At 61.6% G+C, this 20,113-nt stretch carries 19 protein-coding genes; 2 read left to right on the top strand and 17 right to left on the bottom strand.

Going from position 1 to position 20,113, the window contains the following annotated elements; translation table 11 throughout:
- Window positions 1-3: 3 nt before the first annotated feature.
- From HER32_RS12020 to HER32_RS11970, 11 genes are all read right to left on the bottom strand, one after another.
- Window positions 4-405 (bottom strand): DUF5675 family protein, encoded by a 402-nt coding sequence (locus HER32_RS12020; protein WP_168682045.1) that lies wholly within the window; start codon window positions 403-405, stop codon window positions 4-6.
- On the bottom strand, window positions 402-1,001 hold the full coding sequence (locus tag HER32_RS12015) for a hypothetical protein (RefSeq protein WP_168682044.1): 600 nt from the start codon (window positions 999-1,001) through the stop codon (window positions 402-404). The genes HER32_RS12020 and HER32_RS12015 overlap by 4 nt, the downstream gene beginning before the upstream one ends.
- Window positions 1,002-1,020: 19 nt before the next feature.
- Window positions 1,021-2,361, bottom strand: a complete 1,341-nt coding sequence (locus HER32_RS12010; RefSeq protein WP_168682043.1) for a hypothetical protein — start codon at window positions 2,359-2,361, stop codon at window positions 1,021-1,023.
- On the bottom strand, window positions 2,361-4,130 hold the full coding sequence (locus HER32_RS12005) for a hypothetical protein (RefSeq protein ID WP_168682042.1): 1,770 nt from the start codon (window positions 4,128-4,130) through the stop codon (window positions 2,361-2,363). The genes HER32_RS12010 and HER32_RS12005 overlap by 1 nt, the downstream gene beginning before the upstream one ends.
- 3 nt (window positions 4,131-4,133) lie before the next feature.
- Window positions 4,134-5,264 carry a hypothetical protein gene (locus HER32_RS12000; protein ID WP_168682041.1) on the bottom strand — a complete coding sequence of 377 codons (1,131 nt, stop codon included), beginning with the start codon at window positions 5,262-5,264 and terminating at the stop codon, window positions 4,134-4,136.
- Between the two features lie 11 nt (window positions 5,265-5,275).
- Entirely contained in the window at window positions 5,276-5,881 is a 606-nt protein-coding gene (locus HER32_RS11995) for a tyrosinase family protein (RefSeq protein WP_168682040.1), read from the bottom strand.
- Window positions 5,878-7,227 (bottom strand): hypothetical protein, encoded by a 1,350-nt coding sequence (locus HER32_RS11990; protein WP_168682039.1) that lies wholly within the window; start codon window positions 7,225-7,227, stop codon window positions 5,878-5,880. The genes HER32_RS11995 and HER32_RS11990 overlap by 4 nt, the downstream gene beginning before the upstream one ends.
- A gap of 12 nt (window positions 7,228-7,239) precedes the next feature.
- Window positions 7,240-7,797: a hypothetical protein gene (locus tag HER32_RS11985; RefSeq protein WP_168682038.1), complete on the bottom strand. Its 558-nt coding sequence runs from the start codon at window positions 7,795-7,797 to the stop codon at window positions 7,240-7,242.
- On the bottom strand, window positions 7,798-8,376 hold the full coding sequence (locus HER32_RS11980) for a hypothetical protein (protein WP_168682037.1): 579 nt from the start codon (window positions 8,374-8,376) through the stop codon (window positions 7,798-7,800).
- A gap of 67 nt (window positions 8,377-8,443) precedes the next feature.
- Window positions 8,444-9,559 (bottom strand): hypothetical protein, encoded by a 1,116-nt coding sequence (locus HER32_RS11975; protein ID WP_168682036.1) that lies wholly within the window; start codon window positions 9,557-9,559, stop codon window positions 8,444-8,446.
- A gap of 70 nt (window positions 9,560-9,629) precedes the next feature.
- A complete protein-coding gene (locus tag HER32_RS11970; protein WP_168682035.1) occupies window positions 9,630-10,745 on the bottom strand; it encodes a Clp protease ClpP in 1,116 nt (371 codons plus the stop codon).
- A gap of 142 nt (window positions 10,746-10,887) precedes the next feature.
- On the opposite strand from HER32_RS11970, the gene HER32_RS11965 reads away from it, so the two are divergent.
- Window positions 10,888-11,088 (top strand): hypothetical protein, encoded by a 201-nt coding sequence (locus HER32_RS11965; RefSeq protein WP_168682034.1) that lies wholly within the window; start codon window positions 10,888-10,890, stop codon window positions 11,086-11,088.
- 32 nt (window positions 11,089-11,120) lie between these two features.
- The gene (locus tag HER32_RS11960; RefSeq protein ID WP_168682033.1) at window positions 11,121-11,693 is read left to right on the top strand and encodes a DUF4468 domain-containing protein; all 573 of its coding nucleotides are present in this window, start codon (window positions 11,121-11,123) and stop codon (window positions 11,691-11,693) included.
- Here HER32_RS11960 and HER32_RS11955 read toward each other — a convergent pair whose 3' ends face one another.
- From HER32_RS11955 to HER32_RS11930, 6 genes are all read right to left on the bottom strand, one after another.
- On the bottom strand, window positions 11,694-14,444 hold the full coding sequence (locus HER32_RS11955) for a hypothetical protein (RefSeq protein ID WP_168682032.1): 2,751 nt from the start codon (window positions 14,442-14,444) through the stop codon (window positions 11,694-11,696).
- Complete coding sequence (locus HER32_RS11950; protein ID WP_168682031.1) at window positions 14,444-16,711, bottom strand: hypothetical protein; 2,268 nt, start codon at window positions 16,709-16,711, stop codon at window positions 14,444-14,446. Before HER32_RS11950 ends, HER32_RS11955 begins: the two co-directional genes overlap by 1 nt.
- Window positions 16,711-18,237, bottom strand: a complete 1,527-nt coding sequence (locus tag HER32_RS11945; protein ID WP_168682030.1) for a hypothetical protein — start codon at window positions 18,235-18,237, stop codon at window positions 16,711-16,713. Before HER32_RS11945 ends, HER32_RS11950 begins: the two co-directional genes overlap by 1 nt.
- Window positions 18,238-18,313: 76 nt before the next feature.
- A complete protein-coding gene (locus HER32_RS11940; protein ID WP_168682029.1) occupies window positions 18,314-18,826 on the bottom strand; it encodes a hypothetical protein in 513 nt (170 codons plus the stop codon).
- Window positions 18,826-19,263 (bottom strand): hypothetical protein, encoded by a 438-nt coding sequence (locus HER32_RS11935; RefSeq protein WP_168682028.1) that lies wholly within the window; start codon window positions 19,261-19,263, stop codon window positions 18,826-18,828. Before HER32_RS11935 ends, HER32_RS11940 begins: the two co-directional genes overlap by 1 nt.
- Window positions 19,260-19,982, bottom strand: coding sequence for a hypothetical protein (locus HER32_RS11930; RefSeq protein WP_168682027.1), 723 nt, complete (start codon window positions 19,980-19,982; stop codon window positions 19,260-19,262). Before HER32_RS11930 ends, HER32_RS11935 begins: the two co-directional genes overlap by 4 nt.
- Between the last annotated feature and the right edge of the window lie 131 nt (window positions 19,983-20,113).

The following is a 20,113-nucleotide window of genomic DNA, read 5'->3' as shown; positions in this document are numbered from 1 at the left end:
GGCCTAGCGGATGGTGAGCAGCACACGCTCTTTCTTGGTCGCCGCCTCGATTTTCTTGAATAGCTTGTCAAATGCCACCCGGCTGTTGGTCACCATATCCTTGCCGGCGCCAGTACCAGGCAGCAGGCAACCCTCGGTATCGGTGGCGTAGTTGCCCGGGTGAATCCGGACGCCCGCAAAGCCGGGCACGTTTAGCAGCAGGGGTAGCTGCTTTTGAAAGCGCGGGCTGAAGCTGATAATCACCTGGTAGGTGCCGGCGGGAATGGCTGTTTTGCCGAAAACTTTGGCGGCCCCGGCGGGTCGCACCACGTCCTCAATGCCGTAGCATTCAAATACCCCGTTCACGAACCACTCGGATAGGGTGCTCTGGGCCGTGCTGGCACGGCGTTTTACTTCAATGGTCATAGGACAGGTGTTGGTGCATCCGGGGTGGATGCGGGTGTAGAATCGGGAGCCGGCTCAGGGGTTGGCTCCTTCTTCTGGATGTGGTCCACGATGTAGGGCCCGAACTTGGAGGCCAGCAGGCCCATGATCAGCTTCGGCAGGCCGCCCTCGACGACTTTCAGCGCCACCATCTTGGCCACCAGCTTGCGCAGCTTATAAGTGAAAAGCCAGGCGAATACCACGTCGGCGGCGTAGGCATAGTACTCGTAGGAGTTGATCAGATTCTTGATGCAGGTGAGCACCAGCAGCGTGCCCACCACCTTGCCGAAGGTGCGCTGCAGCTCCTCGAATTTGAAGTGGCCGCCCCGCAGCGTCACGTCCACCCGGTAGCCGTACCAGGCGTTGAGCACGTCCAGGGCCAGGAGCAGCACCATGGCCAGCGGCGGGCTCCACACCCACTTGGTGCAGAAGGCCACCACGGCGGCCAGCAGCGTACCGCTGATCTGGATTTTCAGGAGCGGTAGCGAGTAGGCTTTCAGCCCGTAGGCGGAAGCCAATAAGTCCTTCGGCCCGCGAAACCCGAGCAGCTTGTAGAATTCAATAAAGGAGTGGCGCACGGGGTTCACGGTGGGAAGGTTAGATCTTGTCGAAAACCCCGCGTACCACGGTGCTTCCGTTGTTGGGCATGGCCGCGCTGATGCGCCATACCTTGCCCGAGCCGCTGAGCACCTGGTAGTCGCCGTTGGCCAGCCAGGGCGTGGTGCCGGTGCGGATGGTGCAGTCGGAGAGGCGGATGGTCTGGGTCGCGGTCCAGATGTCGATATCCAGGTCACCCTCGTAGGTGAGTTCCACCGTCGAGGCGTCGATGTACTGGAGCTTCAGGTTCGGCCGGTTGAAGCTCACCACCCAGCCCGTAGCCGTCAGCTCGTCGATTTTCGTGCGCGTAGCCGCGTCCACGATGCCGGCGTTATGAATCCGGCCGGGGAAAGCCGTGCTGCCGGTCTGCGGATACGGGAAGGCCAGCTCCCCGCCTTCCAAATACAGGCGCTTGGTGCCGGCAATCCGGCTGGCCCGGTTGGCGTGTAGGGCCGCTACCAGGTCGCGCTGCTCCGCCCCCGATAGGGCTGACACCCGCAGGCGCAGGTCGTTCAGGCTGAGCGCACTGCTGGCCTGGGTAATCAGGCTGCTGATGCTGCCCGATTGCAGGCTGCCCTGGGCGCTGCGGTTTAGGTCCAGCAGGCGCTGGGTCGTGGGGAAGGTGACCGTACGGTTGCCCAGGTCGTTGGCGTACAAACTCTGCAGGCCGCTGGCGCCCGTCACGTTGAGCGAGGTAGTGGCCGCGGTGCCACTCGTTTGCCCCGTGGTGTTGCCGTCGCCGAAGTAGAGGGTCCGCAGGCCCGTAAGCCCAGCGGGTACAGTATAGGAGCCGGCCAGCTTGTTCACGTCGAGGCGCAGCTGGTTGAGGCGGGCCACCGTGGGCCAGGCTACAATCGACTCGATCTGGCTTTGCTGGGCAAACACGTTCACGCAGTCCATGCCCGAGAAGTCCACATTTTTACCAATCGTGGCCGTGGGCACCCAGAAGCGCATCTGCAAGCTGGTGGCCGTGCAGATGACTTTGTTGAAGGGGGTGTTGTCCAGGTTCAGGGTCGCCAGGTTCGGGAACTGCGCGAAGCTGGCCACGCCGGTGCTCTGACCCTCGGTCGTGATACCCTGGGTGCTCAGGATGCGCAGGATGGTCAGGTCGGTCGTGTTGCGCAGGTAGAGGATGCAGGTATGCGGGCCGCCGGCGCTGAAGGTCTTGACCATGTTCGTGCCGCTGGTGCCAGCCAGGCTGGTGCCGTCATCGAATACCAGGCGCATAGGCTGGCCGCCCAACGTGGTGGCGTTGACCGTCACGGAGGTACCCGGAATGGTAAAGACCAGCTGCGGTTTCAGCCCGTCTCCCATCAGCATAAAGGCTCGGCGGCGACTCATTAGCTGTACTGCGTTATTTTGGTTTCGATGTTGTTCACGTCCTGGAAGTCGAACATGATCATGTTCATCACCGAGGCCACGATGCTGCCCCCGTCCAACACCTTGAAAATGGTGCTACCCAGGGAGGTGGTGCCGGCCGGGGGCGTCCAGTACAGCTTGACAATCGGGCCCACCTTCGCCCCGGTTAGGTCGAAGCTGAAAACCCCGGTCAAGGGAGTGGCCTTGGTGCCATAGTTGGCCTCTGCATCGAACTTCACGGGGAAGGCTGTGCGCTGAGCAAAGGCATCCTGCTTCGCATTCCAGGTGGCCTTTTCCGTGTCCGAGACAAACCGCCGGGTAGTCGATTCCGTGACGTTGGCCGCCGGCATGTTGCCCGTGTGGTTGGCCCGCTGGATGGCGTACGCCTGCACCGCCGCGTCCTTCGTATCCATCAGGGCCGCGGAGGCCGCGTCCGTGATGTTCTGCGTGGCCGTGGTGCTGATGGTGATGGTATCGGCCGCGTCGTTGACCGCAATGCTGATGTTACCAATGCCCACCAGGGCAATGCCCATGGCATCCCGAACGGCCTCCAGGTCGGTGGTACCCCCGCCCCCGCTGGCCGCAATGGTCAGGGAGTTGGTGGCGTCGTTGTAGTTAAGCGTGATGTTGCTGCCTGCCCCCAGCAGCGCGGCCACGGCATCCTGCACCGCCTCGGTGAAGTCGGCTACCTGCGCGGCGGTAAGCGTCTGAAAAGCGCGGGAGGTGCCGTCCGGCTGCACTAGCAACGCCTGCCCGGCGGTACCCCCGCCGGGCACCAGGAAGTTCTCGGCTATTTGGTCATCCCGGGTCAGCACCGGGTTCAGCCCGCTCAGGGCATTGGCATTCTGCAGGCCGGCCAGCAGGTTAGCATCAAGGCCGGAGCCACTGGCGCCTGGGCGGCGGTCCACTATCGTAATGCCCGGGGCGTTGAAGGTAGCCGAGGCATTGTCGTAGAGGTACACGGTACCCGTGCCCGTGCAGGTGTCCACCACGGAGGAGTCGAAGGCGTGAACCTCCGAATCGCTCATCGCTAGGCCAATCAGCTGGCTCGTGCCGCGCAGGGTAGCCTTCAGAGCATCGTTGGTGATGAGCGAGCCCAGGTGCTTGGCAATGACGAAGTTTTCGACGGTGAGCCCGTCCGCCAGTTCAAGCTCCGCGCCGCTGCCTACGTAGAGCAGCGCCCCGCCCCCTTCAATAACGGTATCCGAGATACTGCGCACCCCAGTGAGCAGGTTCTGGTACTGATTGAAAATGAAGCTACCCCCACCGTTTTCGAACGCCTCCGTTACATTGGCAAAGCCCTCCAGGCCAGTGCTCTCACGCTTTACCACAGGAGCGCCCAAGGCCAGTGCCTGCGACTCTTCCAACGCATCCAAGCGGTCCTCGGCGCCTTGCACCCGCGCGGTGAGGGCTGCATCGTCATAGCCGCTCCCGCCGGTTACCTCGACCCAGTTGGCGTTGTTCTTCAGCGCGGCAATCTTCTGCGTTGGGGTAAGCGTAGCCCAGGTAGGTATTTGCAACTGCCACTTCTGCCCGTTGTCGTAGGTAACGGTCATATTGACCGTGCGCAGGCCGGAGCCATTGCCGTAAGCGTTGAGCTTTTCCTCGGGGTCGATGCCGAGGGCATTGCGAGCAGCTTGATCCTTTACGGGCTTGTCCCACTCGCTTTGCCGGGCCCACACCGAGTTCTTGCCATTGTCTACCGAGGTAGTAATGGTGTCGAAGGTTACGTCTCCTGAAGGATGTGCCATAGCTTAGGAAAGGCCGAAAGTGAACGTGCCCGTATTGAGCGAACCCGCTACCCAGAGGAAGGACTCGGGCGTGTTTTCGCTGTTTGTGAAGGTGAAAGCCGCGTTGCGGAAGTTGTTGTTAGCCCGGCCGCCTACCGTGACAGTAGGCACCCCGGCTGAGGCTCGGTAAGCGAAGACCGGGTATTGATTGGCCAGGGTGATGGTGCGCAGCTGGCTGCGGCTCTCGCTGAACTCCTGCGTTACCAGGGCTTTGAGCGCCGCAGAAAGCTCGGCGGCGCTCATGGTGGCCGGGTCGGTACTCAGGGCGCCCCAGAAGCGCTTGCTGCTGTAGTCCACCTGGATGGTGCGGCTCACTTTCGTGCCATCCGCATCCGTTACCTCCATCGTGTAGCTGGTGTCGGTATCGGCTGCCGTGTTCACGTTCACCGTACCTGAGAGCTTCGGGGTTCCATCACCGTTGAGCTGGATTACCCCGTTCACCTTCACCTGCGCCACGTTGATGGCCGGCGTATTCACGCCGGCAGCGGCCTGGAAGGACAGGGCAACGGCCGTAGAAGCGCCGTACTGTCGGGGCGTGTTGGAGGCCGTGAAAGCCTGGATAACCGGCGGGTTCTCCGGAGCCAGCAGTTGCTTGAAAGCAAGGCCGGTGGCATCGTTCACCACTTCCACGATGTCACCAATGGCATACCCACCCAGGGCCCGCGTAACGGGGAAGGTGATGGTATCCGAAGCCCCGCCCACGCGGGCAGTCGTTGTGTCGGTGACCAGGTTGTAGGCGACCACGACCGGGCTTGTATCCGGGTCGAGCACGCCTTCAGGCCAGAGGCTCACGTTGCTCAGGCCGCCAATAATCAAGTCCGGCAATGCCGTCGTGTCGGGTGCGCGCCGGCCGGTGATGCGGTAAATAACAGCCGGGTTGAGTTGCTCATCTCCCTGCAGCTGCTGCATCTCCTCCACTGTCTTGGCTTGGTATAGGTCACTGCGGACAGCGCGTAGCACCATTTCCACCGTCCCCACCAGGTCCTGATCAGCTGGATCTGGGGTATCAAGCGTCCGCAGCACGGCGACGTAGTCCGTCGGGAGCAGAAAGGGGGTAGTTTTAAAATTAGACGTCTTGCGGCCGGGCAGGAGCATACGAAAGAAGATTAGATGCTGCGGAAACGCCGACGGTACACGCGAGACGCGGGGCCACAGGTCGATTCGGTTTTGTAGGTGGGCAGGAAGCGCATGAGGCGGGCCAGCATCGCCTCGGTCTTGCTTTCCGCGCTGGCTAGTAGCTGGGCGCGTTGGGCGGGAGAAGCCGGCATGAACGTGCCGCCCGGGTCGGTGGGCACCGTGAGCCCACCTTTGACCACGTTGATGCCGAAATCACTCAGAAACCGGGCGTAGGCAGCGTGTTGCCAGTAAGGCAGGGCGAAGCTGTAGGCGAGGGTTATCAGGCTCTCGTACGCCCACAATTCCGTGGTCACGGGTTCAGTTGGCGGCGCCAGCAGTGGGGCGTCTACCAGGGCGCGGAATACGTGGTCACGGCGGCGCACCAAGTCATTCAGCAGCACCGAGGGCAGCTCAATATCCGTTGCCTCCCTTACCGTGAAGGCCGGCAGGTTCTCCACGGCTTCGAGCAGCTCGTACCCGAGTGCCGGCTCCATATCGAGCAGGCGCGCATCCTGAATGAAGGGCTGCAGCTGCCGGGTCTCGATGGACTTGGAGGCCGTGAACCGGGTAAAGAAATCGGCGACTAGGGGCTTCATGGCTGGGTGTTGGGTTGGGCGGCGGGTTGAGCAGGGGCAGCACTCGCCAGAATGCCATACTCCACGGCCAGCTTGCGCTTTTCTTCCTCGGTGAGCACGGCCATCAACTCCGGTGGCACGAAGCTGATCGGGCGCTTATTACCGATGGTGGCGTTTTTCGCCTGTGGGAAGAGTTGGCAGAAGCCGCGGAATAGTTTGCGGCGCAGCGGCATCAGGTCGTCCTGGGTCAGCTCCACGGCGTTCAGGATTTCCTGCGCGGCCCCGAGCTGCCCGGCCTTGGCAAAGCCCGCCAGAATGGGGGGAATGCCGATGTGGCGGCAGACCGTTTGGCCGATGGCTTCCTTCTTCTCGGAAAGCCACTTCAGGTCCACAGTGGTATTCATGGGAATCCAGACCGGAACGGTTTCCTTGGTCTTCACATCCAGCACCATGATGCTCTTGCGCTTCACGCCAGCCTGCTTTGCCCCGTTGCCCGTGAATAGCTTCAGCTCGTCGTCGGTGCGGTCTTCCTCGGTTTTGCCTTCCCCGTCCGCCGTGGTGCTTTCTTCCCCGATCATGGCCAGCATGCCCTTGGCGTTGAAGCCGCCATCGACCTCATCCAGTTCGTAGCGCGCGTAGGAAGCATCGGCGAGTACGTCCTCCAGGCCCGCCCAGTGCGGCGGCAAGGGGTAGTCCTTTTCCCCTGCCTTGGAAATGTAGACGTACAGAATCTGCCCGGGCTGGCCTTTCTTGGGGCCGCCGGGCTTCTTATCGTCTATGGGCTCCTCCGCCGTTTTCAGAATGGCCTCGATGGTTTCGGGCCGATTGTCGAAGGCTTGGTGCTCGGTGGTGTCGGCGGCCTTGAAGCCCTTGCGACCGAATTTGTGGTTGAGCAGAAAAGTACCCTTGTCGGTTTTGCGCACCGAGGGGAAAGGCAGCAGGTGTATCTCGCCGATCTGCTTTTCCAGGTTGTAGCGCACCAGAAAAGCCGCGCCGTTGAAGTAGCTGCCGTCGCTGCACTCCTCCGCCCACAACTCGCCCAGGGTCTTGCCGGGCTGGCCGGGCACTTCCTCGTCGGCCAGGACTTGCGGCAGGCCCATGCCTTCCAGAAAAGCAGACCGCTTCTCCAGGCACCGGTAGGCGGTACCGGAATTTAGGGCTGCTTCCAGGGCTACTTGCGGGGCCGTGTTGCCCTGCCCAAAGGCAATGCCCCTGCCACCCCACACGCCACCCGTTATCACGGCCCCGTCCTTGTGCGGGACGATGTCGGAAACAGGTGCATCGGGGGCCAGATTGAGAAAGCCCCGCACGCGGGGTGCGCTGCGGGGCTTTCGTGGCGTGTCGGCCTGGTTGGTGGGCTGGGTCACAGCGGGTTATTTTTAAGCAGTGGCACGTTTCGCCTCAATGGCTTCGGTGAGCTGGGCTTTGGTGAGGTCTTCGGCCGGGGCTTCCCCGATTTCGGCCTCGTAGGCGGCCCGCAGCTCCGACTTATTCAGGTGGCTCAGGGCGGGCAGCGCGTCATCATCCTCCGTCGGCTCCGACGCGGCGGTCGGCTCCTGGTAGTCGGGGTTTTTCTCGATCAGATGGCCGTAGCCATGCCGGCGGAGCAGCGGCTCGTCGGTGTCGGCGAAGTTGTTGATGCCCACAACCCGCGTTTCGGGGTCGTTGAGGATGGCGGTTTGCTTTTTGAAGCTCTGCTTCCAGCGGAATTTGCCCGTAGTAGCCATAAGTTGAGAAGAGTAAGGTGGGTGCGGCTCCCGGTCGATGCCGAGGGCGGCGAATTGTTCGACTTCGGTGAGCAGCTCGTACCAGTGGCAGGCCGTGCAGGCCCGGGCGTAGCCCGTGATGTCGTAGTAGAGCTGCTGCAGTTGGGCAATGCCTTCGGCCGTGCCGGGCCGCCCGTCAAAGGAGCGGGCCCGTTCGAGCAGGGAGGCCACTTACGCGCCTACCAAGTCATCCAGGAACGCCACCGAAGCGTCGATACCGGACAGCGCAGGCGGGCCGACCACGTTCGGCGCCTGGAACAGCACCGGCAGCTTTGACTCCGAGCCCTGGAACTCGAAGAGGAAGGTGTTGTCGTCGCCGAGGGCTACGCCGGTGCCACCTTTGCCGGTAGCAGGCGAAAGGCCCAGGTCCAAGCCGTAGATTTCAATCTGCGAGGCGTTGGTAGGCAGGAAAACAACGAGGTCTTCCACGTTGGCCAGCGCCTCAATGGAGGTGCGCTCGACCTGGGTGTCGTGGTAAAGGCGGTCGGTTACCTTGTGCAGGAACGTGCGCACACCCGTTGCCGAGGTTTGCAGCTCATAGTCGCCCTTGTTCTGGAACTTGCGGCCCCGGTGCTTTTTCAGGGCTCCGGTGGTCACCGTGACACCCGTTACCGTGCCATCAGTGGCGCGTGAAACGGACGTGATATCCGCTTTGCGAACGGTGTAGAGGAAATCCCGGGTGCCACCCGGCTTGTTCAGGGCCTCGCAGGAAGGCAGTAGGCTGGAGAGATTGAGTGCGCAGGCGGACATAGGGAAAGCAAGTGAGAGGTGAAACACTTAACCGGCCCCACCCGAAGGCAGGCCGGTAGAGCGGTTTCTAGTAGGCAACTACCAGCACGTCCCCGTCCACGTACTGGGTACCCAGCTTGTAGCGGATGCGGATGTTGTTCAGGTCGGTGTCGTCCGAGTACCATGTCTTCATGGTCTGCGACTCCTGAATCGTGTCAGTGCCCACTTGGAAGCCACCGTCCACGATCAGGTAAGCCCGGCGCTTGAAGGTGCGGGGGTCGCCAGCGGCATAGGGCGTGAGGGCCCGCTGCTCGATGAGCTTGTTCTTCACGACGAGGATGCCGTTGAAGCGGATTTCGCCAGCACCGTCGCGGAAGATGTCGTAGGCTTTCTCCAGCGTAACGCCGGGGTTGCGCAGCGAGGCTTCCAGGTTGGCGTACAGCGAACGGCTCAGCACGAAGCGCTTCTCGCTGTCGTCTACCTCGTCCATCAGGTCAGACTGGCCGTTGTAAAGGGCCGGCAACAGCACATCGCGGGTGTAGTGCTCCGGTAGGGCGGCAGCTTGGTCAATCGTCACGGCGCGCACGATACCATCAGGGTCGGCGGCATCGGCATTTTTCAGCCCTACGCCGGTGAATACCTTTTTCCAGAAGCCATCCTGCGAGGCGAGGGTCGCCTTCAGCATGTAGAGCTGGTAGGCGGCCTTTTCGGCCGACGTGGCTTCGGGGCCGGGGGTGGCGGGCTTTACGCCGGGGTTGATGCTGGTGTCGCCAAACTGCACGATGGTCAGCATGTCGCGCTTCCAGATGTTGCTGTACAACTCGTTGAGCACGTCCTGAATCAGCGTGCCGTCCAGGTTGTTCACGTCACCACCTTTCTTGCGGTACAGCTCCCAGAAGGTGCCGCCGAAATCCTCGGCGCAGATTTCGTCCCAGATTTGCATGTTCTCCACCTCCAGCCACTTCTCGCGGGCAATGAGGCGGCCGGTGTTGGTTCGCTCCCCGCAGCCAGTGCGCTTGCGGGTGATGTTCTCCTGCGCCGAGAGCAGGTACATCTGCTCGCGCACGACCACGTCTTCACGCACGGTGAAGCCAAGCATGGCCAGGTCCTGGGTGTTGAACACCCCGCGCTTGATAACGTCGCCGGGGGTATCTACCTGATTGCCGGCGTAGGTTGCTGATTCGATGTAAACGGGAATGGCCATGTGCGTTTAGGCTTGAGTGCGAATGGGAAGAGAGAGGAATATCTGAGCCTCAGAAAGGGCGGCGCTGCGTTTAGGCTTGCGTGCGAATGGGCAGCGAGTTTTGAGCAGCAGGCTTGGCGCTGCCGGTTTTGATGGGCAGGCTGTTGGTGGAGCCGGGAGGCGTGGGGTTGCCCGCGCCGGGCACCGTCTTGAGCTTGTTCTGCAGGGCGCGCACTGTGTTGGTGGCGTTGGTTACCTCGTTGGTCTTTGCGGCTACCTCGGCCTCCAGCTCCGCAATGCGGGCGTTGGCGGCTTCCAGGTCGGCGGTGTTGGTGGCGCCGGCGTTGTTCTCGGGAGCCTCCGTGATGGAGGTAATGGCACCAGCAGCCACGGCAATGGTGCGACCATCGGCGAGGGTGTAGTCGCCATCGGCGGCCACCGTGGTCATGGCCTCATCCGTGTACACCAGGTCGCCCTGGGCAATGTCGTCGCCGGCAGCGTCCACGTAAATGGAAGTGCCATCAGCGAGGGCAACGGTCATGTTCGTCGTAGCCGAAGTTTCTTCGGCCGCTTCGTTGCGCGGCAGGAAGAAGGCTTTGGCCGCATTGATAAACTTATCAACGAGGCGTTGTTCGTCAGCGGGCGTAATAGCCATGTTCTGCGGGGTTTGTGGAGGTTTGAAGTAGTTGATGACCTTCTCAGCTCCCGCAGGAGCTACCAGTTCGCCGCTGGTTTTGGCCGTGGCGAAGCCAGCGGCAACGGCTTCATCGGCCGTTATCCAAGCATCTGAATTCATAAAGGCCTGGGCTTGCTCGGCACTCATGCCGCCCCGGGAGGCGTACACACCCGCTATCTGGTCCTGGATTTTATCCAGCGAGTTGGCGGCCGTGCGCATGTCGTCGGCGTTGGCGTAAGCCCCCAGGTCGCACATGGGCTTGTGGGTGAAGAATTGGCTGGCTTCATCGGTGTAGCGCTCATCCCCGGCCAGGTACACCAGCACGGCAATGGAGGCGCACAGGCCGTGGCTATAGCTTTTCACCACAACGCCCTGCTTGGCCAGGCCGCGCAGGTAGTTGTAGATGGAGTAACCCTCGTAGACCTCGCCGCCGTAGCACTTCCAAAAGTGCAATTCAACGACCTCGGGCAGCTGCTGCTCCAGCGAAGAATCAAAGGCACTATACCCTTCACACAGATAACGAACCTCCATCAGGGTAGTCCCCCAGAAGCAGTCCCCGCTACCTATCGTTTCTCCAAAATTTACCTTTGCAACATGCATAGGGTAAAGATGCAGTGCCCGAATAACTAGCGGGGTAGATTTGCCACAAATTGCGGCATAAACTATACCCGTTATGACTGAGCAGAAGAAGCCCATGCGCGACCTGCGCATCAAGGTCACCTCAGAGATATATGAGGCACTGGAAAAGCTCAAAGACGATGAGGGCCACACGACCCTGCAGAGTTTTGTAGCCCCAGTAGTCAACGCGTTGGGCCGGGGGGAAATCCACCGGACCTACCGTACCAGCGGCCCGACCGTAGGCGGTAAGCCCTGACACTTGGCCGGCGTTTTGCTACATTGCCGGCCATGAAACTCCTGGTACTGCTCCTGCTACTATTCCCGACTGCATCCTTCGCGCAGACGTGGCAGAACCCCTTGCCCCTGGATTCCACTACGCACCAGATTACATACTCTGGTGTTGTGCAAGTAGCTGGGGCCACCCAGTCGGAACTTTACAGCCGGGCCCAGGAATGGCTGCTGGGCTCTTTTAAGACCGGTAAAAGCAGCATCGTCACGCAGGACGCGGCCAGCGGACGCTTGATAGCAGAGGGCTTCAGCCCTTTATTTCTCACCCAAGCCGGGCTTGCGCTTGAGCATCGGTTGTGGCGCACCATCAAAGTGGAAGTAAAGGATGGGCGCTACCGGTATGAGCTGGCGAACTATGCCATTTCCCGAGTGCCTGTCAATGCGCAGCAGCCAGAGGCGCCGGGCAAAACCTCACTGGAAACCATGTATGACCCCGCCCGCAGCGTGTACATGACGAAAAAGGGCCAGCCGAAGCCAGCCCTTTTGAAAGCCACTGAGTCTATCGATGAGGTTAGCCGCCAGCAGGTAGAAGCGCTGAAGCAGGCCATGCAGCAATCAAAGAAGGACTGGTAGTTACTTACCTAGCGTGATTTTATTGGTGATGATTGCTTTGCGCTGCTGGGCATTGGTTACGTCGCGCACCTTTACAAAGACGGGCTGTTGGGCCATGGCCCGGGCCAGTTCGGTGTAATCAAGTCCCGACACGGCCGCCGAGGCTGCTCGCTGCGTTGCTCCCCCATCGGCAATACCAGGGGCAAGCACCCCGCCCCCAGTAGCGAAAGCAGTTTGTGGTAGCAGCGCCTGCAGGGAGCTGAGCGGGTGCTTGAATTGCGCCCGCATGGCTTCAACGGCTTTGTGGCCGCCAGCATTCTGAACTTCTTGTGCCGTCCAGACGTGCTCCCCGTTGCTGAGTTTATACCGAGGGGCTCCACTGTAGTTGCCCGGCCCGTAGGCTGGTATGCTGTCAGACGTGCCGGTGCCAGGGCCTTCGATGCCGCCACCCGTGGCAAACTCGGTCTGCGTTCCGGCCGATATGGCGAACTTGGCTGACTCAAAGGCCGCCACAATCAGGCCATTGATGAGCGCTGCCTTTAGGATGCCCGCCGTGCCATACGTGGCGACAGATTCCGGGCTGGCTAGGGAAGCGGCTGTAGCGGCGGCCTGCTGCGCCAGCACTTGCTTTTCCAGCGCATCCAGGATGAGGACGATAAATTTACCCAGGAAGCCCTGCAATGTCACTCCCTGCTGGCTGAGTGTGTCGGCAAACAGCTGACCCATTGCCTGCCCCAGCGCCACGGCGGTTTCTATCCGCTTCTCTGTTTCGGCCTGTACCTTCTCCGTTACGCGGCCTTCCTCAGCAATTTCCCGGTCTGCCCGCTGCCCTACCAGTTCGGCTGTGCTTTTGTTGAACTTCTTCTGAATCAACTCCCGGGCTTCAAAGGAGGACATATCCAGCAGGTAGAGCGCCTTCTGGTACTCCTCCTCCGTTATTTGGCCTGTGGCTTTGTCCTTTTCGATGGCGCGTTTGCGGCCCGCAAGAAAGAAGTCCAGGTCGTTCAGGCTCTGCTGGTACGCGCGCTCCTCCTCGGCCAGCTTGTTGGCTGCTACCTTGATGTCATCCTCCAGCTGCTTCTCGGCCTGGGCCTCCTTTAGCTCCTGCAGGCGCTTTTCTTCCTCGTAGGAGGCCAGCATGGCTTCGTCCAGCTTGTTGCGCGCCTCCTTCTCCTTCTCCATCCCTTCCTTGTTGAGGGCGAAGCGGTTCGTGATCAACTCATTCTGTTTCCCGGCGGCATCTTCGAGAATGTCGGATAGTTCGTTCTGGGCCTCCTTATACTCGCGCAGCTGCTCCAGCGACACCTTGTCGAACCCGCCCCGCTGGTCTATTTCAGCTTTAAGGATGGCAATACGGCGCCGGGCCAGATCGGCCAGGGTCTTTTCCCGCTCCAGCTCCTTGGCAAATGCATCCTCGTTGGCCTTACGGCGCACGGCCAGGCTGTTGGCCTCGTTGTCGCGCACGTTTTTCAGGCGCTCCACTTCGTTGAGCAGGCGCTTGTTCGTGTCGATGTTGTTCACGGTGTCGCGGTCCAGCTGCTGCCGGGCTTTGCTCAGGTCACCGGCCAGCTTCACCTCCCGCTCGATTTCGTCGCCGATGCCTTTGAAGGCGCCGGTGGCGGTCTTGGCCGCCTGGGCAAAGTCCCCGCTGAGCACCTGCATGACGGCCTTGCCGACTACCCCGAGCCGGTCAATCACCACGTTGATGGTCGCCTCCACCTGGGCAAAGACGTTTTCCACCAACCGGGTACCCTCGGCCGTGCGAGTCAGGTAGGTATAGAGTGTACCCAGGGCGGCGATGATCAGGAAGATGGGCAAGGCCAGCATAGCGACCTTCAGCACGTTGGTGGCCGTGGCCGTGCCGCCGAGGGCCGTGCGCGCTAGCCCCTGCGCCTGGGTGAAACGCTCCTGTAGCCCGGTAACCCGGCCCACCGCGCCACCAAGAGTATCACTACCCTTGGCGGCCTCAACGAGAGCCGTGCCGAACTTCTTGGTTTCGACGGGGGCCTCGGCTAGCTTCTTCTGCGTGGCGGCCAGCTTGAAGCCAATACGTGAGTAGGCATCCGAACTCTCGTCCAGGTTCTCCTGCTCCTTTTCGAGCCGAATGATTTCCTGCACCACGGGCCGGATGCTCTCGCCGTACTCCTTTACCTTGGCTTCGGCCTGCTCGAAAGACAGGCCGGATTTCGCACCGGCTTCCCGGACGGCCTGCGTAACAAAGCCTATCTGGGTGGTAATCTTTTTGTATTCCTCAGACCCCTCCCCTACGGCCTTCTGCTGCTCCTGGAGCTTCACCAGCTCCTGCACCAGTGGCCCGATGCTGCCGGCGTAGTTGCCCACGTTGCGGCGGAAGTCGCCCACGGCAAAACCGCCGGCTTTGAGCTCCTCATTCACCGCCAGCAACTCGGCCTGCAGGGCTTTGCCGGCGGCGGTGTTCTCGCGCTCCTCCTTGCCCAGCGCATTGTACTGCGCGGTAAGCTGGGCGGCCTTGGCCTTGAGCTGGTCGATGGAGCCCGCGGCCTCCTGGTTGGCTTTGGCAAAATCCCGGCTGGCCTTATTGAGAACGGCCTGCTCCTTCTGCAGGGTGCTAGCCTCATTTTTTAGGCGCACCTGTCCGGCGGCCAAATCGTCGGCCGAAATCCGTCCTTCCTTGAAGGCTTTGTTCAGGTCCTGAACGGCCTGCTTATTTTCGTTGAGTTGCTTTTGTAGCTCTACTACGCGCTTGTCGTTGTAGTCTACGTCCAGCTTTAGAAGTATCTGTTCCTGTGCCATTACGGGGCTTCGTTCAGGCGGGCTTCCCCGGCCTCGGTGAGTATTGCCTCGCCCGCCTCAGTGACGCGAACGAAAACTGGATCGGTATCAACTTCGGCCGGAATGAACAGCCCACTGTTGAGGCTGACCAAGGTGCATGCCACCGGGGCCGTGCCGCCAGGGTTGTATTGATCAATCAGGTTCAGGTAGAAATAGCCCTGGAGGGCTCCATACCCGGGGATGTGCGGCAGGTTCAGCAGGATGGGATAGGAGAAGTCCAACCCAGCAATGTCCACAGCGTTCAGGCGCACGTCCACCTCAAGTACCTGCACCCGGCCCAGCATTCGCTGCAGCATAGGGTAGTAAGCCGGCAGCAGGTCGGCGGCGAAGTCCAGCCCCACGGGCGTGATGGTGGTAGCCGGCAGAAACCCGAACCCTTCCACGCCCTCGCCTACCAGAATATCCCCCAAAGAGGGCAGGTCCGTTACCAGCGCAACCGTGGGCGAATCCTGCCCCGAGCCGTGCACCACTGATTCGCTGACGAGCTCCCAGACCGGGCCGCCCTCATCATCCGGCGGCGGGGTGCCCGGCTCCCAGACCATGAAGCGTATGGCTTTGTAGTAGCGGTTTTTATAGAACGTGTACCCACCAGGCTCCCACAACACCCCGGGCACCCAGAGGAGGCGGCCGATTTCAGATGCAAACTGACCGGTATAGGCCAGGGCCGTGGTTTGCCGGAGGGCCTGCCGCAGCAGGGGAAGCGCTACGGGTGCCGTGTAGCCTTCTGTCGTCCGTTCCAGCGTCGCGTCGGGAATAAGTAACGCCCCCTCACCGGTATATTGATCCGTTAAACTTGTCTCACCTGGGCTGTCGGCATAGGCCAGCGTTGTGCGTTGGGCGTAGTCGCCAAGTCGGTAGGATAGCCGGGGGCGGCGGGAGAGGTCGAGCTTGTAGGTCCAGTCCCGGGCCTGAGCGCGGCGCTGGTCCACGTCCTGCAGCAAGTCCAGGCGCACGGTGCGCGTGGCCATATCACACTGGAACAATGCCCCGAACTGCACCGCCAGCAGCTGTAGAAACTCCCCCTGGCTGATGTCGGGCAGGGAAGCATCCAGGTGTACCGGCCCTTCGGGGTACGCGCGGGGCAGCAGGGAAAAGACCACTTGCGCGCCGGGCTGCACGGTTACCAGCAGCCCGTCCTGGATGAAGAGCTGCACGGCTACCGTGCCATTGGGCGGCAGGCGGCTCAAGGTGGTATCCAAGACGACATTGCGGTAAATGAAGATGCCGGGGAGGTAGCCCCAGCCTTCCAGTACGGTCTGCTCCTCCCCGAGCTCGTAGTCCGAAATGACGCGGGCCGTTACCTTGGGCGCTGTGCTTTTCTTCTCATTGAAATTCGGCGCCTCAATACGCAGCACCATGCTCACCTGCACCCGCACGTCGCTGTACTCACCTGGCAGCTGGTAGTTCGTGGCCACGAACGGGAGCTGAATCAGTACATTGCCCGGGTCTACTACCTCATCCTGAAAAAAGACCACGGGGTCAACGTACCCATGCTCAGGGGCTCGGTTGCTTTGTGGGCTGTTCTTGAACGCGCTGGCTTTTCGGGCATCAGTGTAGGCTGGTCGGTGGTGCGGGCCCGGCGTGGCGCAGGGCAGCACATGGCGAATGAAGCGCCAGTCGCTGAGCAGGGTGCCGTTCATCGTCCAATCCGACCCCAGGGTCTCGCGCACTAACTGACGCAGCACGACAGCCGAGTATACGGCTGGGTTGAGTTCCGAGAAGTGAATGGTGTTACCTCCGTTGAGGTGGGTTGTGCGCTGGGTCAGGCGGCCATCGTCGTACAAGGGGTACAGGTAGCCCCTTTCGGGGTCGTGGGTGCCGCTGGCCTGCACCTGCGCGAACGTGAGCGAGTGGTCATAGGCAGACAGGTCCAGCTCCCGCAGGCCGCGGTCCTTCACCAGCGAGAAAAGCGCCCCCTCCTGCGACGTCAGTGTGACCTCGTACCCTTCCCCGGCACTTTCGAGAATGGCTATTCCCTCGAGCAGCTGCACATCGTTCTCCAGCAGCAGGGCCGGCAGCATCCGGTACGGGGTATCCGTGCCCGAATCCAGCACATGCGGCAGCCCCAGCACGCGCAGGTTACGGTTGGTTAGCGGGAGCGTGAAAGATTCGCTCAGGCTAGCTTCCCGGGAAGCAAAAGAGCCCAGGTCACTAGCTTGGTAAGATAGGGCCAGCGAGGCGTCATCCGGTAAGTCTACCCGCTGCGAGTCGAGGAAGAGCGTCAGCATTATTGCGTCTGGATAAGCAGCGGAGGATAAGCAAGGGTAACATCGACGAAGAAGAGTTTATCCGTCTCCTGGTACTCGCGGAAAGAGCCTTCCTGCACGATGACCGGGATGTAGGTGCCCAGCCCCGTGCGCTCGTACACCTGAATGCTGCGCCGGATGCCCCAAAGAACCTGTGCCTGCGTAAGGGTGAGCCGGTCACTGTAGAGCGTGGCCGTTGGCTGAACTACGCCCCGGCTCGTGTAGCGCGGGGCGTTCTGATAGTCGCGCACGACCGTTCCCCCCTGGGCGCTGACACCGCGCTCATGCTTGCCTAGCCAGAAGCCATAATCCCAGCCGCCTCGCTCGTTGAGCCAGAACAGCTGCCGGGCCGCGCAGGGCCAGGCCGTAGCACTCTCGGCTAAGGTGGCCGTGTTGACTACTTGCTGGTTTCCCCTGTCCAGATCCGTGCGCAGCCCGAGCGCGCCCACGGGCACGGAGGAGTAAGCGGCCGTTGAGAGCCGGTCATCATCGGCCGGAATGGGCACGGTGGCGTTCAGTACGTAGTGCGCCCGGGTAGTGCGAATGGGCGTACCCGTGGGCCCGGTGAAGTCCGGCAAGGCGCCGTAGCGGATGCGGTAGGTTACCAGCAGGTTCGGGTCGGCCCCTTCTACCGGGGGCTCAATCGAGAACTGCGCCTTCAGGTACTCGCTCAGGTTCAGCTGCACAGCGTCTCCGGGCTGCACCAGCCGCCGCAGGGAGGCAATGGGGTTCCAGGTAGCACCGGCATCGGGCGTGGTATCGATAACGAACAGCAGGGCCGTTTCCCCGGTCAGGGTAGCGGGGGCCGTGAAGTTCCAGAGAACGGGCAGGTGCACGGCATCGTAGCGGGGGAAAAAGACGCAGCTACCATCATCCGCGGTGGCTAGGACGTTGAAATTGTCTGCCTCAGGGTCAGTGCAGCCGAATAAGGGCACGGTGAATGCGACAGAGCCAACGCAGTTGTTTCGATCCCGAAATGCCAATGTGACCTGCTCTCCGGGCGGGAGTGTGTCACCGACCGGGGAGGGGAAAAAGACGCCATTGTAGGGTAGCCCATTTACGGATAGCTCAGCCTGCCCATCCCCGGCGCTCGTGGTGAAGGACACGACAAAGTCCACGTCGTCGCCGTTGGGCATGAAGGAGGGCTCGCCAATCTGCAGGTCGCACACCTGTGCGTAGGTAGCCACTATACCGCCTTCTCCATCGTGCATAATAGTGGCCACTTGGCCGACCTTGCCGGCAACGTAGCCCGGTTGGCCAACGCCTGGCACGGTGTAGGTATCGACGGCTACATCCGTGGGCCAGCTGAAGTTCTGCGGCGGCGCCGGCGCGCCGGGGTACCCTTGCGCGTAGCTTTCCGTGCGCGTTGTCGGGCCTAAACGTTCCTTGGTAACCGTATCCCACACGTAGGCAACCACCTCGTAGGTTTCGTTGTAGACACCGGGGTTTTGCGGGTCATTCTCCTGCGAAAGCAGGTTATACGTGGTAAGTAGCGGGGTTTGAGCCATGACGAGCCGTGTTCAACGCAAGGTCGCGCGCGCCCGTATGGCTGGCCCCAAAATGGGAGCAATTTGCGGCCAAAACTTACGCGGCCTGCAGTAGTACGCTCGTGACGTGCTCCACCAGCGCCGGCATCAGCTTGCGCTCCAGGATGCCGAGGGCGGGGCCGTTTAATGCGTCGGCGAGAATGCCGCTGGGCTGCTTCTGCTGGTGCAGGATGGTGCCCTCCCGCGCAATCTTTCGACCGATCAGGTAGGCCAGCGAATCAACGGACACCGCCCGCCCCTTGGCATCGGGCTTGGGAACAATCCCCTTGGCCCCAATCCATTCCTTGATGGCCAGCAGGCTGGGGAACTTGCCCGGCCCCCGGCCATACTCCAGGTGCAGGGCATAGTCGATGCCGTAGATGGTGAGCGTAAGCCCGTCCTCCCGCTCGGTGACCTCGTGGCGGATGGAGGCAGCAGACCGGCCGCTGGCATTCATGGCGCCAAACCGGGTAACCGCCTTGCTGCGGATGTTCTGCTGAATCAAAGAAACGGCTTCGGCCCCGAAGGTTTCCAACTCACGGACGACGAGGGGCGCGGCGAAGGTGGCCATTAGCAGTAGAGGGCATCAGCAGTGCGTGGTACCGTCAGCTGGAACGCCAGAGCCACGCCGGTGAGCCGGGCCTGCAGCACGCCCCGCAATTCTTCATCACGGGGGGCAGCCACTTCTACCAACGGGTTCGTATCGAGGATGCGCAGGAACCGGTTTTTGAGGGTGCGCATCTCGGCAATGGCTTCGTTCAGGCCGGGCCGGTCGTCGTTGTCGCCTTCCACGTCGGTAGCGAAGTAGAGCACGGCTTCGTAGCGTTCGGTCTTATCAGAGCCGCCGGGAATGCTTTTTAGCTCGAAGGCGTGAATCTGCGGCATGGGCTGGCTGTCATCCAGCGTAGCCTGCTGCTTCGTGCCGTAGCTGAAGAAGCCCGCCTGCGTATCCAGGTCAAGGCCCAGGGCGCGGGTGGCAGCGGATTGGAGGTAGGCGGAGGCGTTCATTTGTCGTGCTTTTTGAGGGCGTGTAGTTGTTGCTGGTATTCGTAGGTGTCACGCTCGTGCAGCAAGTGCGTGGCCACGGTATCGTAGGGCCACTGCGCCACTAAGTCCGGGGTAGTCCGGTAGTCCTGGGCGACGCGCTTGAGCACGTTGAAGTACTGGTACTTGTCGAACCGGTCAACTCCAGCGCGCTGGGCATCCTCCCCGGCGGGCGTATGGTCGGGCTCGGCCAGGGCCTGGTACTTAGTGGCCAGCCGCGCCAACTCGCTCAGGCTGTGGTGCACGGCCGGGTAGATGTCCGTGATGGGGTAGTTGAGGGCGCGCTCGGCCCGCGCGGCCGCGGCGGCCTGGTTAAACAGGCCCGTGCCCCCCAGCTCCTGCTTTCGCTGCACAAAGACCCCGTAAAGCGACATCAGGCACTCGTGCAGCGGCAGGCGGCCAAGCATGCTCCGCAGCAGCTCTACCTGCAGGTAGGTTTCCTGGCCCAGGTCGGCCGGGTATGGCAGGCCGCCGGTGGTCGGGGGCTCCGTGCCCTCGGTGATGAAGCTCAGCAACTCGTCAATCTGCGGGGTGAGCTCCACCATCCGCCCAACCAGTAGCGGCACCACATCGAACAGCAGCGGCGCGGGCAGGGCTGCCAGGGTGCAGTACTGCCGGGTGGTGACCTCGTGCCAGCCGGTAGGCAGCAGGAAGGGGCCGGTGCTATCGAGGAAGCGAATCATCGGCTACAGCTCCTCGAATTGAACGAGTAGCGTGAGTAGCACATATGGATTAGAAGCTACGCCCCAAGCAGCAACACTATGCTGCACATTAGCAATGCCAACGCCAGGGTACATGTCTTCAAGTTTATCCA

The sequence above is a fragment of the Hymenobacter sp. BT18 genome, from assembly GCF_012273015.1.
Taxonomy (GTDB): Bacteria; Bacteroidota; Bacteroidia; order Cytophagales; family Hymenobacteraceae; genus Hymenobacter; species Hymenobacter lutimineralis.
Note: the sequence above shows the minus strand (reverse complement) of the source record. Positions and strands in the feature narration are given on the sequence as shown.

Excerpts from the sequence above, each read along its gene's own strand:
- HER32_RS12005 (WP_168682042.1), bottom strand. The coding sequence starts at position 4,130 with ATGGCACATCCTTCAGGAGACGTAACCTTCGACACCATTACTACCTCG.
- HER32_RS12010 (WP_168682043.1), bottom strand. The coding sequence starts at position 2,361 with ATGAGTCGCCGCCGAGCCTTTATGCTGATGGGAGACGGGCTGAAACCG.
- HER32_RS11995 (WP_168682040.1), bottom strand. The coding sequence starts at position 5,881 with ATGAAGCCCCTAGTCGCCGATTTCTTTACCCGGTTCACGGCCTCCAAG.
- HER32_RS11940 (WP_168682029.1), bottom strand. The coding sequence starts at position 18,826 with ATGGCCACCTTCGCCGCGCCCCTCGTCGTCCGTGAGTTGGAAACCTTC.
- HER32_RS11935 (WP_168682028.1), bottom strand. The coding sequence starts at position 19,263 with ATGAACGCCTCCGCCTACCTCCAATCCGCTGCCACCCGCGCCCTGGGC.
- HER32_RS11965 (WP_168682034.1), top strand. The coding sequence starts at position 10,888 with ATGACTGAGCAGAAGAAGCCCATGCGCGACCTGCGCATCAAGGTCACC.
- HER32_RS11955 (WP_168682032.1), bottom strand. The coding sequence starts at position 14,444 with ATGGCACAGGAACAGATACTTCTAAAGCTGGACGTAGACTACAACGAC.
- HER32_RS11945 (WP_168682030.1), bottom strand. The coding sequence starts at position 18,237 with ATGGCTCAAACCCCGCTACTTACCACGTATAACCTGCTTTCGCAGGAG.
- HER32_RS11930 (WP_168682027.1), bottom strand. The coding sequence starts at position 19,982 with ATGATTCGCTTCCTCGATAGCACCGGCCCCTTCCTGCTGCCTACCGGC.
- HER32_RS11975 (WP_168682036.1), bottom strand. The coding sequence starts at position 9,559 with ATGGCCATTCCCGTTTACATCGAATCAGCAACCTACGCCGGCAATCAG.
- HER32_RS11960 (WP_168682033.1), top strand. The coding sequence starts at position 11,121 with ATGAAACTCCTGGTACTGCTCCTGCTACTATTCCCGACTGCATCCTTC.
- HER32_RS12000 (WP_168682041.1), bottom strand. The coding sequence starts at position 5,264 with ATGCTCCTGCCCGGCCGCAAGACGTCTAATTTTAAAACTACCCCCTTT.
- HER32_RS11970 (WP_168682035.1), bottom strand. The coding sequence starts at position 10,745 with ATGGAGGTTCGTTATCTGTGTGAAGGGTATAGTGCCTTTGATTCTTCG.
- HER32_RS11980 (WP_168682037.1), bottom strand. The coding sequence starts at position 8,376 with ATGTCCGCCTGCGCACTCAATCTCTCCAGCCTACTGCCTTCCTGCGAG.
- HER32_RS11950 (WP_168682031.1), bottom strand. The coding sequence starts at position 16,711 with ATGCTGACGCTCTTCCTCGACTCGCAGCGGGTAGACTTACCGGATGAC.
- HER32_RS12020 (WP_168682045.1), bottom strand. The coding sequence starts at position 405 with ATGACCATTGAAGTAAAACGCCGTGCCAGCACGGCCCAGAGCACCCTA.